This is a genomic window from Helicobacter pylori NCTC 11637 = CCUG 17874 = ATCC 43504 = JCM 12093 (assembly GCF_900478295.1).
GTDB classification, from domain to species: domain Bacteria; phylum Campylobacterota; class Campylobacteria; order Campylobacterales; family Helicobacteraceae; genus Helicobacter; species Helicobacter pylori.
In genome coordinates this window covers 1,452,441-1,467,058 of record NZ_LS483488.1, presented here as the reverse complement: position 1 = coordinate 1,467,058, position 14,618 = coordinate 1,452,441, and the positions used below count along the sequence as shown (strand labels likewise).

At 39.4% G+C, this 14,618-nt stretch carries 14 protein-coding genes; 11 read left to right on the top strand and 3 right to left on the bottom strand.

Annotation, left to right across the window (positions count from 1 at the left end):
• Window positions 1–14 precede the first annotated feature (14 nt).
• Window positions 15–353 (top strand): hypothetical protein, encoded by a 339-nt coding sequence (locus DQL14_RS07340; RefSeq protein ID WP_108169255.1) that lies wholly within the window; start codon window positions 15–17, stop codon window positions 351–353.
• Window positions 337–897, top strand: a complete 561-nt coding sequence (locus DQL14_RS07335; RefSeq protein ID WP_108169254.1) for a hypothetical protein — start codon at window positions 337–339, stop codon at window positions 895–897. The genes DQL14_RS07340 and DQL14_RS07335 overlap by 17 nt, the downstream gene beginning before the upstream one ends.
• 102 nt (window positions 898–999) lie before the next feature.
• Here DQL14_RS07335 and DQL14_RS07330 read toward each other — a convergent pair whose 3' ends face one another.
• The 3 genes from DQL14_RS07330 to pyrG are packed head-to-tail and all read right to left on the bottom strand — an operon-like array spanning window position 1,000 to window position 5,056.
• Window positions 1,000–1,881, bottom strand: coding sequence for an RluA family pseudouridine synthase (locus DQL14_RS07330; RefSeq protein ID WP_108169253.1), 882 nt, complete (start codon window positions 1,879–1,881; stop codon window positions 1,000–1,002).
• On the bottom strand, window positions 1,881–3,431 hold the full coding sequence (recJ, locus tag DQL14_RS07325; RefSeq protein WP_108169252.1) for a single-stranded-DNA-specific exonuclease RecJ: 1,551 nt from the start codon (window positions 3,429–3,431) through the stop codon (window positions 1,881–1,883). Before recJ ends, DQL14_RS07330 begins: the two co-directional genes overlap by 1 nt.
• 8 nt (window positions 3,432–3,439) lie before the next feature.
• On the bottom strand, window positions 3,440–5,056 hold the full coding sequence (gene pyrG / locus DQL14_RS07320) for a glutamine hydrolyzing CTP synthase (protein ID WP_039093018.1): 1,617 nt from the start codon (window positions 5,054–5,056) through the stop codon (window positions 3,440–3,442).
• A 257-nt stretch (window positions 5,057–5,313) separates the two neighbouring features.
• Between pyrG and DQL14_RS07315 the strand changes: the two genes are divergently transcribed.
• The 9 genes from DQL14_RS07315 (at window position 5,314) to DQL14_RS08735 (ending at window position 14,561) form a co-directional block, all read left to right on the top strand.
• Complete coding sequence (locus DQL14_RS07315) at window positions 5,314–5,982, top strand: phosphatase PAP2 family protein (RefSeq protein WP_108169251.1); 669 nt, start codon at window positions 5,314–5,316, stop codon at window positions 5,980–5,982.
• A 43-nt stretch (window positions 5,983–6,025) separates the two neighbouring features.
• Window positions 6,026–7,729, top strand: a complete 1,704-nt coding sequence (fliF, locus tag DQL14_RS07310) for a flagellar basal-body MS-ring/collar protein FliF (protein WP_108169250.1) — start codon at window positions 6,026–6,028, stop codon at window positions 7,727–7,729.
• 13 nt (window positions 7,730–7,742) lie between these two features.
• The gene (gene fliG / locus DQL14_RS07305) at window positions 7,743–8,774 is read left to right on the top strand and encodes a flagellar motor switch protein FliG (protein ID WP_108169249.1); all 1,032 of its coding nucleotides are present in this window, start codon (window positions 7,743–7,745) and stop codon (window positions 8,772–8,774) included.
• Window positions 8,761–9,537: a flagellar assembly protein FliH gene (gene fliH / locus DQL14_RS07300; RefSeq protein ID WP_000056242.1), complete on the top strand. Its 777-nt coding sequence runs from the start codon at window positions 8,761–8,763 to the stop codon at window positions 9,535–9,537. Before fliG ends, fliH begins: the two co-directional genes overlap by 14 nt.
• A 2-nt stretch (window positions 9,538–9,539) precedes the next feature.
• Window positions 9,540–11,390 carry a 1-deoxy-D-xylulose-5-phosphate synthase gene (gene dxs / locus DQL14_RS07295; protein WP_162296890.1) on the top strand — a complete coding sequence of 617 codons (1,851 nt, stop codon included), beginning with the start codon at window positions 9,540–9,542 and terminating at the stop codon, window positions 11,388–11,390.
• Between the two features lie 14 nt (window positions 11,391–11,404).
• Window positions 11,405–13,195 carry a translation elongation factor 4 gene (gene lepA, locus DQL14_RS07290; RefSeq protein WP_162296921.1) on the top strand — a complete coding sequence of 597 codons (1,791 nt, stop codon included), beginning with the start codon at window positions 11,405–11,407 and terminating at the stop codon, window positions 13,193–13,195.
• Window positions 13,196–13,209: 14 nt separating this feature from the next.
• Window positions 13,210–13,968 (top strand): protein NO VEIN domain-containing protein, encoded by a 759-nt coding sequence (locus tag DQL14_RS07285; protein WP_108169246.1) that lies wholly within the window; start codon window positions 13,210–13,212, stop codon window positions 13,966–13,968.
• A 2-nt stretch (window positions 13,969–13,970) separates the two neighbouring features.
• Window positions 13,971–14,207 (top strand): hypothetical protein, encoded by a 237-nt coding sequence (locus DQL14_RS07280; protein ID WP_108169245.1) that lies wholly within the window; start codon window positions 13,971–13,973, stop codon window positions 14,205–14,207.
• Window positions 14,208–14,402: 195 nt separating this feature from the next.
• Window positions 14,403–14,561, top strand: coding sequence for a hypothetical protein (locus DQL14_RS08735; protein WP_231952829.1), 159 nt, complete (start codon window positions 14,403–14,405; stop codon window positions 14,559–14,561).
• The last annotated feature ends 57 nt before the right edge of the window (window positions 14,562–14,618 follow it).

The following is a 14,618-nucleotide window of genomic DNA, read 5'->3' as shown; positions in this document are numbered from 1 at the left end:
AAAAACGGATAACCATGAAAATTATGCATCAAGTCAAGGATTTTTTAGATTTTTGCAAACAAACGATCCATAAAAATTCTAATGAAGCGTTTCAAAAAACCAAACGAGTGCTTTTTAAAGAAAAATCTCAAAAAATCAGGGAGCAAGCGGTTAAAATCGTAGAAAAACGCTTGACAAAAGAGAATATGCAACTGAGCGATTTTAATGAAGAAGAATTAAAAATCATGTTTGAAGCCGAAGAAAAAAGGTTGTTAGAGCAAATCCACGCTAAAGAATTGAAAGAAAAACAAGAAAAAACCACCAAGCATTTTAAAGAAGTTTGGGAAAAGGGCGAAAATGAACAAGAAAAATAGCGTAATTTCTAGTTTAATGAATTTTTTTAGCGAAAAAAATGAACGCTGGCTGTTAGCCCACAGGCACACGAGAGGGTTTGTGATCGTGGCGTGGCTTTTTAGGTTTAAAAGCATTGCGTTTTCTATTTTCATCACTCTGTTGGTTATTTTAGTGGATATTTGGGTGTATAGCGATGTGCGCCAGTTTTTATTGGACACTTCTAGCTCTTTTATTTGGCTTTTAAGTGCTTTGCTAATCAAGTGGGGCGTGATTGTTATAAGCACGCGTAAATGCTACCAATTCAGCCAAAAAATGTTTGCGTTAATCCAAAGAAAAAGGCAAATCAGAGAGAATTTAAAAAACCGCTCCACTCGCAAAGACACTAAAAATTTTGAAAAACTCTCTAACATTGCTGAAGAAATCATTTCAAAAAAACAAGAAGAGTCCCACCACAAAGAAGATTCTAATGATGAAAACCATAAAGACAAGCTTTCTAACATTACTGAAGAAATGATTCTCAAAAAACAAGAGGAATTGAAAGCTAGAAAGGATAAGGGGGATTAAAAAAAGCATATAGAAAATCTTAATCAAAAAACCCCCCAAAGAAAATAGTCAAGAAAACAATCAATAAAGCAATCAGGGGATAATCAATAAAAAATGTGGGGGTTAATCTTTTAAAAAAGGCATGAAGCGTTCGGGCATTGGGGAAGCGATTTTGTAGATCGCCCCTTTAAATTCAAACTCTAAACTAGCGGCATGGAGCATGAGTAATGGGGCGTGATTTTCACGCTTCAATTGAAGGTATTCTCTAGCGTTTTCATCTGCCACCCCATAAAGCCTCTCACCCACGATCCTATGATCCACGCTGCTTAAATGCAAGCGGATCTGGTGCGTGCGCCCGGTTATGGGGGTAATTTTAAGTAGGCTTATATCCAAAAAAGGGTTATAGCTTAAAGGCTCAACAAGGGTAATTGAAGGCTTGCCTAAAGGAGAAATTTGAGATCGAATGCGCAAATCTTTTTGAATGTTTTGTGGCGTTAGAATGGGTTTGTCTATTTTCATGCTTTTTTCAACCAACCCATGCGCTAGTGCTAAATAAGTTTTTTTTACTTTTTTTTGCATGAAAAGCGCTTTTAAATCCTTAACGCTTTGTAAGGTCTTGCCCGCTAAAACTAACCCACTCGTTTCATAATCTAATCTGTGGGCTGGGTGGGCGTTTTTACCCAAATGCGATTGGATACAATCTAATAAGCTTTCATGGTAAAAATAGCCTTTAGGGTGGGTATAGACTTGATGGGGTTTGTCAAACACGCCAAAATCTTTAGTCTCAAAAACAAGCTTTTCTTGCTTTTCATTGGGCTTGAAATGAATCAAGCGAACGACCCCTTGAATCATTTGAGATTTACGCACGGCTTGTTGGTTTTGTTTCAGGCGTTGTTTGTCAAGGTGTCGTTGGGCTTCTTTTAAAGAGCATTTTAAAACATTGCGCACAAAAAACAAGGCTTTGGTGGGTTTTAAAATTTCAAATTCTTCTTCAACAAAAGGCACTACAACAAACTTTTAACAAACATTTTAGGCTCATTAGAATACTCATCTAATTCCACGCTAAAAATCGCACTCACCTTTTCGCCCGCTTTCAAAAACCGATCAGCGTTAAAATAAATAGCCTCTTTGACGCATTCTTTATCCTTAAAACGCAAAACCTGGTGGCTTTCTTTAATGATTCTTTCTTCTATGACTTCTAAATTTTGCACCTGGAATAAAGGTTCAGGGTTTTCTTGCCCATAAGGTTCGCCCGCTTCTATAATCTCTAAAAGCTCTCTGTCAATGTCTTTTAATTTGAGCGTTAAAGGGGGTTCTTTTTCACAAAAAGGCAAGACTTTAAAATCAAAATTTTCTAAAGTTTCAAAGAGCGAGATGATATTGTTTTTTCCAACGCTCAACCCGCAAGCTTGCCTATGCCCTCCATAGCCGAGCAGCAAAGAAGAAACCCCATTCAAAGCGTCAATCAAGTCAATGTTTGAAGAGCTACGAGCGCTCCCTTTATACACCCCTTCTTTAAAGGTGAAAACCAGGCTTGGCTTTTGAGTGGCTTCCACTAATTTTGAAGCCACAATCCCTAACACGCCCTCATGCCAATTGTCCTTAAAAGCGACGATAATTTTTTCTCCAACCATCGCATGCTTAAAAGCCTCTTCAAAAACCTGCTGTTGGATCATTTTACGCTTCAAATTGCATGCTTTCAAGCGTTCATACAAAGAATAGCCATCTTGAAAATTATTCGCGCTTAAAAAATCTAAAGCCATTTTAGCGTCTTGCATGCGCCCTGCGGAGTTGATTAAGGGGGCGATATTAAAAGAAATATCGCTCGCTTTTAAAGAGCGTTTTCTAAAAACTTCTCTTTGGCGTAAAAACCCCATTGCCCCTAAGGATTCTTTTTGCAAAAAATACAAGGCTTTAGAAACTAAAAAGCGGTTAAAAAAAGTCAAAGGCATCATGTCAGCAATAGTCGCCACGCCCGCTAAACACAACAACTCACTAGAATGGCTTTTTTCTTTTCCTAAAAGCTGGTGGATTCCATAGCACAAATAAAACGCCACCAACGCCCCGCACACTTCCTTTTGGATAAAATCACAATCTGGTTGCTTGGGGTTGATCACCGCATAAGCGTCTGGGACTTCATCATTATTTAAGCAATGGTGATCCGTAATGATAAGGGTGTAGTTTTTTTCTTTGCAAAATCGCGCGGCTTCAAAGGCGTTAATCCCGTTATCCACCGTGATGATTAAAGGGGCGTGGTGTTTTTCTAAAAATTTTTTAGAAATCCCATAGCCATCCATGAAGCGATTAGGGATTATAATGCGGACATGCTTATAGTTTAGGCTTTCAAAGAATTTTGCCATGATAGCAGAGCTAATCACGCCGTCAGCGTCATAATCGCCCACCACTAAAATTTCTGTGTTTGCGCGCATGGCTTCTATGATTTTGAGTGCGGCTTTTTTCAAGTCTTTGAATAAAAAGGGGCTAGGAAACCCTTTTTCATTATAAGCGATAGAAGCCACTCGCTCTTTGATTTGAGCTTTAAGCTTTTGTTTCATTCTTTAGATTAGGATTTAGAAAGAGCGCTCTTAATGAAATCCAAAATAATAGGGTTAGGGCTTTGCAACCTGGAGGTGAATTCTGGGTGGAATTGCACCCCCACAAAGAACGGGTGATCTTCTAATTCAATCGCTTCAATCAAATGATTCGCTCCAAAACCCACCACTTTCAAGCCCTTATTTTCCCACTCTTGGCGGTATTTGGGGTTGATTTCATAACGATGGCGGTGTCTTTCTTTAATGCTAGGCTTTTTATAAGCTTTTTCTAGCAAGCTGTTGGGCATGATTTCGCATTCGTATTCGCCTAATCGCATGGTGCCTCCTAAAGGCGAATTATAGGTGCGCACCTGTTTTTGGTGGTTTTGATCCATAAAATCTCCAATCAAATACACCACAGGGTATTCGCAACGTTGGTTAAACTCCGTAGAGTTAGCCCCTTTTAAACCCAAAACATTGCGGCAAAATTCAACGATCGCTAATTGCATGCCCAAACAAATCCCTAAAAAGGGGAGTTTTTCTAACCTAGCCCTTTGAATGGCGCAAATTTTGCCCTCAATCCCCCTTTCTCCAAAGCCCCCCGGCACTAAAATCGCATCAACGCCCTCTAAATCAGTCTTTTCGTTAAAATTCTCGCTATCCAGCCATTCAATATTGACTTGCGTGTCCAGATGTGCACCCGCATGGATTAGGGCTTCAATCAAGGATTTATAAGATTCTTTTAAGCTTAAATACTTGCCCACAAAACCAATTTTGACCTTGTGTTTAGGAGCGATAATCTTTTCTACTAAAGTGTTCCAAGCCGCCATTTTGGGGTGCAACTTATTCAAATTAAAGCGTCTGGCAATGGGGGTTAAAATGCCTTCTTGCAAGAAAAGAATAGGGCATGCGTAAATGCTTTTAGTGTCTGTGGCTACAATCACGCTGTCTTGCTCCACATCGCAACTCAAAGCGATTTTCTTTTTCAATTCTTTATCCAAAGGCTTAGGCGATCGCGCCAAAATGATTTGAGGGGTTACGCCAAGGCGTCTTAATTCCTGGACGGAGTGTTGCGTGGGTTTGGTTTTTAGCTCGTTAGTGGTTTGGATATAGGGGATCAAGGTTACATGCACATTGATGACTTTTTCATTCCCCAATTCCAATTTAAGCTGGCGGATCGCTTCCAAATAAAACATGCCCTCCATATCGCCCACGGTTCCGCCCACTTCCACGATTAAAAAATCCAACCCCTTAGCCGCGCTTTTAATGCGCCTTTTGATTTCATCGGTTACATGGGGGACGATTTGAATGGTTTTGCCTAAATATTCCCCTTTCCTTTCATTTTCTATCACGCTTGAAAAAATCTGCCCGGTAGTGAAATTATTCAACCTTGTTAAATTCCTGTTCAAAAAGCGTTCATAATGCCCTATGTCTAAATCCGTTTCAGCGCCATCGCTAGTAACAAACACTTCCCCATGCTCTAAAGGGCTCATGGTGCCTGGATCAATATTGATATAAGGGTCAATCTTCAAAATAGAAACCTGGTAATTGCAATGCTGTAAAAGCGTAGCGATTGAAGAAGATGAAATCCCTTTCCCTAGAGAGCTTAACACGCCCCCTGTAACGAATATAAATTTGGCTCTATCCATTATGTCGTGTTCCTTTGATTTTTACTTCTCACATTGTAGTCTAAAAAGGGTTAAAAAGCTTTAAAAGAGGGCAAAAATTAAAGCGATTTCAAAAAAAAAAAAAAACAATTTCAGTTTCTTATTAGCTAGGTTGGATTAAAATGAAAAGCTTTTATGTGTTTAAACTTCATTGTCTTAAAACTTTTAAGAGCAATTTTAAAATTCGTTGGCGTATAATATCAATTTTGAATGAACTACTAAAAAAAGGGTTTTAAATAATGGCTGAAAATTCTTTCAAAAATGTTTCCACACAACCCAAACCATTCTTTTTATTACCAGTTAAAACCCTATTTCTTTTAGGGGGTGTTTTTAGCGCGTTCTTTATCCTTATTGCTGGATTGGTTTTTTTTGATTATGCTCATTTGATGGACAATGCCATTTTTAATTTCGCGCGTTCAACCCCCTTTAATTCCAGCCCTATTTTAACTCTAATTCTCCAAAATATCGCTAATTTAGGCTCTTCTCAATTCGTGTTGCCTTTGAGCTTGTTAGTGGGGGTGTTTTTAAGCCTTTATCGCAGAAACTTAGCGCTTGGGGTGTGGTTTGTGTTAAGCGTGATCCTGTTTGAAGCCCTTTTAGAATCTTTAAAACACCTTTTTGCATATTCCATTCAGCGGTTTTCGCACAGCGCTAATTTCCCTAACGCTACTGCACTTTCTTTAGTGCTATTTTATGGGTTGCTTGTTTTATTGATACCCCATTTGATCACGCATCAAACGCTGAAAAATGTTCTTTTTTATAGCTTATTTGGTTTGATTTTTTTAATAGGGTTGGTGCTGATTCTTTTAGGGATTTCTTTCAGTAGTGTTTTAGGAGGGTTTTGTTTAGGGGCGTTAGGGGCTTGTTTTTCCATAGGGATTTATTTGAGCGTGTTTCAAAAGATCTAAGCGAACGGCTTAAAAGAATGAAAATTTTATCAAGGTTTTAATATTGGATTTAAAGGTATTATTGCAACGGATTGTTGATTTTTTCATCAAGCTCAATAAAAAGCAAAAAATCGCCCTAATCGCAGCCGGGGTTTTAATCACCGCTTTGCTTGTGTTTTTATTGCTCTATCCCTTTAAAGAAAAAGACTACACGCAAGGGGGCTATGGGGTTTTATTTGAAGGCTTAGACTCTAGCGATAACGCTTTAATCTTGCAGCACCTCCAGCAAAACCAAATCCCTTATAAAGTCTCAAGAGATGACACCATTCTTATCCCCAAAGATAAAGTGTATGAAGAAAGGATCACTCTGGCTTCTCAAGGGATCCCTAAAACGAGTAAAGTGGGCTTTGAAATCTTTGACACTAAAGACTTTGGAGCGACTGATTTTGATCAAAATATCAAACTCATTCGCGCCATTGAGGGGGAATTGTCGCGCACGATTGAAAGTTTAAACCCCATTTTGAAAGCCAATGTGCATATTGCAATCCCTAAAGACAGCGTGTTTGTGGCTAAAGAAGTCCCTCCTAGCGCTTCGGTGATGCTCAAACTCAAGCCTGACATGAAGCTTTCACCCACTCAAATTTTAGGGATTAAAAATTTAATCGCTGCAGCTGTGCCTAAACTCACGATAGAAAATGTGAAAATCGTGAATGAAAACGGCGAATCAATAGGCGAGGGCGATATACTAGAAAACTCCAAAGAATTAGCCCTAGAGCAATTGCATTACAAACAAAATTTTGAAAACATTTTAGAAAATAAGATTGTCAATATCTTAGCCCCTATTGTGGGGGGTAAAAACAAGGTGGTCGCAAGGGTCAATGCGGAGTTTGATTTCAGCCAAAAGAAAAGCACTAAAGAGACTTTTGATCCCAATAATGTCGTAAGGAGCGAGCAAAATCTAGAAGAAAAAAAAGAAGGCACTCCTAAAAAACAAGTCGGTGGCGTGCCTGGGGTTGTGAGCAATATCGGGCCTGTGCAAGGATTGAAAGACAATAAAGAGCCAGAAAAATACGAAAAGTCTCAAAACACGACCAATTATGAAGTGGGTAAAACCATTAGCGAGATTAAGGGCGAGTTTGGCACTTTAGTGCGTTTGAATGCAGCGGTTGTGGTGGATGGCAAGTATAAAATCGCGCTTAAAGATGGGGCGAATACTTTAGAATACGAGCCTTTGAGCGATGAATCGCTTCAAAAAATCAACGCTCTAGTGAAACAAGCCATTGGCTATAATCAAAATAGAGGCGATGATGTAGCGGTGAGTAATTTTGAGTTTAACCCCATAACGCCAATGCTTGATAACGCTACTTTGAGCGAAAAAATCATGCACAAGACTCAAAAAATCTTAGGCTCATTCACGCCCTTAATCAAGTATGTTTTAGTGTTTATAGTGCTATTTATTTTCTATAAAAAAGTGATTGTGCCTTTCAGCGAACGCATGCTAGAAGTGGTGCCTGATGAAGATAAGGAAGTGAAATCCATGTTTGAAGAAATGGATGAAGAAGAAGATGAATTGAACAAACTGGGCGATTTGAGAAAAAAAGTAGAAGATCAATTAGGGCTTAATGCAACCTTTAGCGAAGAAGAAGTAAGATACGAAATTATATTAGAAAAGATTAGAGGGACTCTTAAAGAACGCCCTGATGAAATCGCAACACTCTTTAAACTCCTAATCAAAGATGAAATCTCTTCAGACAGCGCGAAAGGTTAAATAAAGGTTAAAAATGGCAACCAAGCTTACCCCCAAACAAAAGGCTCAATTAAACGAACTCTCCATGAGTGAAAAAATCGCTATTTTACTCATTCAAGTGGGCGAAGACACCACAGGCGAGATTTTAAGGCATTTAGACATTGACTCTATTACAGAGATTTCTAAGCAAATCGTGCAATTAAACGGCACAGACAAGCAAATCGGCGCGGCGGTTTTAGAGGAATTTTTTGCGATTTTTCAGTCTAACCAATACATCAATACCGGTGGTTTGGAATACGCCAGAGAGCTTTTAACCAGGACTTTAGGGAGCGAAGAAGCCAGAAAAGTGATGGACAAACTCACTAAAAGCTTGCAAACGCAAAAAAACTTCGCTTATTTAGGCAAAATCAAGCCCCAACAACTCGCTGATTTCATCATTAACGAACACCCTCAAACCATTGCCTTGATTTTAGCCCACATGGAAGCCCCTAATGCGGCTGAGACTTTGAGCTATTTCCCTGATGAAATGAAAGCCGAAATCTCTATTAGAATGGCGAATTTAGGCGAAATATCGCCCCAAGTGGTTAAAAGGGTTTCCACGGTGTTAGAAAACAAACTGGAATCGCTCACTAGCTATAAAATTGAAGTGGGTGGCTTAAGAGCGGTGGCTGAAATCTTTAACCGCTTGGGCCAAAAGAGCGCTAAAACCACCCTCGCTCGCATTGAAAGCGTGGATAACAAGCTCGCCGGCGCGATTAAAGAAATGATGTTCACTTTTGAAGACATTGTGAAATTGGACAATTTCGCTATCAGAGAGATTTTAAAAGTAGCGGATAAAAAAGATTTGTCTTTAGCTTTAAAAACTTCCACGAAAGATTTAACCGATAAATTCTTAAACAACATGAGCAGTAGGGCTGCAGAGCAGTTTGTAGAAGAAATGCAATATTTAGGAGCGGTTAAAATCAAAGATGTGGATGTGGCTCAAAGGAAAATCATTGAAATCGTGCAGAACTTGCAAGAAAAAGGCGTGATCCAAACCGGTGAAGAGGAAGATGTCATTGAATAGCCGCAAAAATTTGATCCAAAAAGACCATTTGAATAAGCATGACATTCAAAAATACGAATTTAAGAGCATGGCAAACTTACCCCCTAAAACTAATCCTAATGGCGCGTCTTTAGAAACGCCTAATCTAGAAGAGCCTTTGGAAAAAAAAGCGATAGAAAACGATTTGATTGATTGCTTATTGAAAAAAACCGATGAGCTCTCAAGCCATTTAGTGAAATTGCAAATGCAATTTGAAAAAGCCCAAGAAGAGAGCAAAGCTTTGATTGAAAACGCTAAAAACGATGGCTATAAAATCGGCTTTAAAGAGGGCGAAGAAAAAATGCGTAACGAACTCACTCATAGCGTGAATGAAGAAAAAAACCAGCTTTTGCATGCGATCACCGCTTTAGATGAAAAAATGAAAAAATCACAAGATCATTTAATGGCTTTAGAAAAGGAACTGAGCGCGATTGCGATAGATATAGCTAAAGAAGTGATCCTTAAAGAAGTGGAAGACAACAGCCAAAAAGTAGCCCTTGCTTTGGCTGAAGAACTTTTAAAAAATGTTTTAGACGCAACGGATATTCATTTAAAAGTCAATCCTTTGGATTACCCTTATTTAAATGAGCGTTTGCAAAACGCTTCTAAAATCAAATTAGAAAGCAATGAGGCTATTTCTAAAGGGGGCGTTATGATCACTAGCTCTAACGGGAGCCTTGATGGGAATTTGATGGAGCGCTTTAAAACGCTCAAAGAAAGCGTGTTGGAAAATTTTAAGGTGTGATTTTGCAAAATAAAACTTTTGATTTAAACCCTAATGATATTGCAGGCTTGGAGTTGGTGTGCCAAACGCTAAGGAATCGTATTTTAGAAGTGGTGAGCGCTAATGGGGGGCATTTAAGCTCTTCTTTAGGGGCTGTGGAGCTGATTGTGGGCATGCATGCCCTATTTGATTGCCAAAAAAACCCTTTCATTTTTGACACTTCGCACCAAGCTTACGCTCACAAGCTTTTAACCGGGCGCTTTGAAAGCTTTAGCACTTTAAGGCAATTTAAAGGTTTGAGCGGCTTTACTAAACCCAGCGAGAGCGCATACGATTATTTCATTGCCGGGCATAGCTCCACTTCGGTGTCCATAGGCGTGGGGGTGGCTAAAGCTTTTTGTTTGAAACAGGCGTTAGGCATGCCTATTGCTTTACTAGGCGATGGGAGCATTAGTGCAGGGATTTTTTATGAAGCCTTAAACGAACTGGGCGATAGGAAATACCCCATGATCATGATTTTGAACGACAATGAAATGAGTATCAGCACGCCTATTGGAGCCTTATCCAAAGCCCTTAGCCAGCTGATGAAAGGCTCGTTTTATCAGTCTTTCCGCTCTAAAGTTAAAAAAATCTTAAGCACCTTACCCGAAAGCGTGAATTACTTAGCGAGTCGCTTTGAAGAATCTTTCAAACTCATCACCCCGGGCGTGTTTTTTGAAGAATTAGGCATTAACTATATAGGGCCTATTAATGGGCATGATTTGAGCGCGATTATTGAAACCTTAAAATTAGCTAAAGAGCTTAAAGAGCCGGTGCTAATCCATGCGCAAACCTTAAAAGGCAAAGGCTATAAAATCGCTGAAGGGCGGTATGAAAAATGGCATGGGGTGGGGCCTTTTGATTTGGATACCGGCTTGTCTAAAAAATCCAAAAGCGCGATTTTATCGCCCACTGAAGCGTATTCTAACACCCTTTTAGAATTGGCCAAGAAAGATGAAAAAATCGTAGGCGTAACCGCTGCGATGCCTAGCGGCACAGGATTAGACAAACTCATTGACGCTTACCCTTTGCGCTTTTTTGATGTCGCTATCGCTGAACAACACGCTTTAACTTCTAGCAGCGCTATGGCTAAAGAGGGGTTTAAACCTTTTGTGAGTATCTATTCTACTTTTTTGCAAAGGGCTTATGATTCCATTGTGCATGACGCTTGCATTTCTAGCTTGCCGATTAAATTAGCCATTGATAGGGCTGGGATTGTGGGCGAAGATGGCGAGACGCACCAAGGGCTTTTAGACGTGTCGTATTTGCGCTCTATCCCTAACATGGTCATTTTTGCCCCACGAGACAATGAGACTTTAAAAAACGCCGTGCGTTTTGCCAATGAACATCATTCAAGCCCTTGCGCGTTCCGCTACCCTAGGGGGTCGTTTGCGTTAAAAGAGGGAGTTTTTGAGCCTAGCGGTTTTGTTTTAGGCCAAAGCGAATTGTTGAAAAAAGAGGGCGAAATTTTACTCATAGGCTATGGTAATGGCGTGGGGCGGGCGCATTTAGTCCAACTGGCTTTAAAGGAAAAAAACATAGAATGCGCGCTTTTGGATCTCAGGTTTTTAAAGCCCTTGGATCCAAATTTAAGCGCGATCGTTGCCCCTTATCAAAAGCTCTATGTTTTTAGCGATAATTACAAGCTTGGGGGGGTGGCTAGCGCGATTTTAGAGTTTTTGAGCGAACAAAATATTTTAAAGCCTGTTAAAAGCTTTGAAATCATGGATGAATTTATCATGCATGGGAACACCGCTTTAGTGGAAAAATCCTTAGGATTAGACACAGAGAGTTTGACTGACGCTATTTTAAAAGATTTAGGACAAGAGAGATGAAAACAAAAGCGCCAATGAAAAATATCCGCAATTTTTCCATTATCGCTCACATTGACCATGGTAAAAGCACTTTAGCGGATTGTTTGATTTCTGAATGCAACGCTATCAGTAACAGAGAAATGAAAAGCCAAGTGATGGACACGATGGATATTGAAAAAGAAAGGGGCATTACGATTAAGGCTCAAAGCGTGCGCTTGAATTACACTTTTAAGGGGGAGGATTATGTTTTAAACCTCATTGACACCCCAGGGCATGTGGATTTTAGCTATGAAGTGTCTCGCTCTTTGTGTTCGTGCGAAGGGGCGTTATTGGTGGTGGATGCCACTCAAGGCGTGGAAGCGCAAACCATCGCCAACACTTATATCGCTTTAGATAACAATTTAGAGATTTTACCGGTGATCAATAAAATTGATTTGCCCAATGCGAACGTTTTAGAAGTCAAACAGGATATAGAAGACACGATAGGGATTGATTGCTCTAGCGCTAATGAAGTGAGCGCTAAAGCTAAGCTTGGCATTAAAGATTTGTTAGAAAAAATCATTACCACCATTCCTGCCCCTAGCGGTGATTTTAACGCTCCCTTAAAAGCGCTCATTTATGATTCATGGTTTGACAATTATTTAGGGGCGCTAGCACTAGTGCGTATCATGGATGGGAGCATTAATACAGAACAAGAAATTTTAGTGATGGGAACGGGTAAAAAACACGGCGTTTTAGGGCTATACTACCCCAACCCTTTGAAAAAAATCCCCACCAAAAGTTTAGAATGCGGCGAGATTGGCATTGTGAGTTTGGGGCTAAAAAGCGTTACTGATATTGCGGTGGGTGATACGCTCACAGACGCTAAAAACCCTACCTCTAAACCCATTGAAGGCTTTATGCCGGCTAAACCCTTTGTTTTTGCGGGGCTTTACCCTATAGAAACGGACAGATTTGAAGATTTAAGAGAAGCGTTATTGAAACTCCAGCTTAACGATTGCGCTTTAAATTTTGAGCCTGAAAGCTCGGTGGCGCTTGGCTTTGGCTTTAGGGTGGGCTTTTTAGGGTTATTGCACATGGAAGTGATCAAAGAAAGACTGGAAAGGGAATTTAGCCTTAACCTCATCGCTACCGCTCCCACGGTGGTGTATGAAGTGCATTTAACCGATAATAGCATCAAATATGTCCAAAACCCTAGCGAATTGCCCCCTGAAAATTGTATCGCTTGCATCAAAGAGCCTTTTGTGAGGGCGACGATCATCACGCCGAGTGAATTTTTGGGTAATTTAATGCAGTTATTGAACAATAAAAGAGGCATTCAAGAAAAAATGGAATATTTAAACCAGTCTCGTGTCATGCTCACTTATTCCTTGCCGAGCAATGAAATTGTGATGGATTTTTATGACAAGCTCAAATCTTGCACGAAAGGGTATGCGAGCTTTGATTATGAGCCTATAGAAAACAGAGAGGCTCATTTGGTGAAGTTGGATGTGAGGGTGGCAGGCGATGTGGTGGATGCGCTTTCTATCATTATAGATAAAAACAAGGCGTATGAAAAGGGGCGTGCTTTAGTGGAAACGATGAAAGAGCTTATCCCAAGACAGCTTTTTGAAGTCGCTATCCAAGCGAGCGTGGGGAATAAAATCATCGCCAGAGAGACGATTAAATCTGTCGGTAAGAATGTAACGGCTAAGTGCTATGGGGGCGATATTACACGAAAAAGAAAACTCTTAGAAAAGCAAAAAGAGGGCAAGAAACGCATGAAAGCTATCGGTAAGGTGGAGCTTCCCCAAGAAGCGTTTTTAGCGATATTAAAGATCGATTAGGGCGTTTAGCTTCTATGGCAAAACATAAGAACTATGAAATTTTAAATCTCATAGGCTATGCTTTGGCAAAATTTGATAATGACTTTATTAAAGAATTTGGTTTTTCTACTAAAAACGCTTTTTTTGAATATTGCGTTCAAATCGGCTTGGCTGACACGACTAGCGTTATTAAAAATCGTATGGATTTATTTGATTATTTTTTTCCTAACAAACGCAAAGGTTGGTGGCAAAAATGCGGTGCCTATATCCATAGAAAATTATGGATTGATAGTTTGTTTAAAAATGAAAGCGTTAAGGGTTTTAGCCATATTGTGAAATTGTTTTTGCAAGAACAATACGGAATCAAAGATTTAGGCATTACCCCTAACGCTTGCCTTAAAACCCGCTATAAAAGCATGCAAGAAACGGGTTTAGAAGCCGAATTGTATTTTTTAAACCACTATAAAAATATAGAAGTGTTTTCTTGTGGGAGTTTAAAAGACATGCGTCTTTTTGGTGATGGGTATGACTTCTATATTCAAACCAACAAGCAAGCGTTTTTAGTGGAAGTTAAGGGGATTAGAGAAAAGCAAGGGGCATTGAGATTGACCCAAAAAGAATACGATCAAGTGCAAGCGTATAGCCATGATTATGTGCTTGTAGTGGTATTGAATTTGAGTGAAAAACCCTATCTTTTGTCTATCGCTAACCCCTTAAAGCATTTAGAATTTAAGGCATGCGAGAGGAAGCAAAAAAGCATTTTAGAATACCACTTAATAGGGCAAATAAAATAACTTTGAATTTTATAGGAGACTATAGGAGTGGGGTTCAAATTGATAGGAATGCCCCCAAACGCATTTACAAATACACCAAAAAAGATTGCGATTTGATTTTAGGGATAGACACTCGCACGAGCGAATGCTATATTATCCCTATTGAAGACATACAAGAATGGGGCAACACAAAGAGCTTGTCGCAACTCCAACACTATAAAGAGAATTGGCAAATTTTGATTGACTTGGCGTTGGAGTAAGAATATAAAACTACATTCACAAACAAGAAAAAAGATTTCTTTAGATATAGTGTTGGTTATGCTAAAAAGGCACAATCAAATTAGAAAAGAATGACTTGCTAAAGCTTAGTGGAAGCAGAAAGAAAATTTTTACAAGCTTTTAGAATGGCTCTATCTTAAAATGAACGCTGATAATCAAGTGGGTAATCAAAAAACTTGATTGGGGCAATAAAAACATTAAGGGAATTAGAAACCATTGCGACACTTTCTAACCATTACGGAGACGGCATCAACTATAGCGTCTCAAACCTTAATGGGAATGATCCTATCACAAACGAGTTTAAAACACAAGAACCGCAACGAACTAAACAATAAAAAAGAAAAAATAAACATGCAAACACACGCACGCATGAAAATTTTCCACCAATCAAA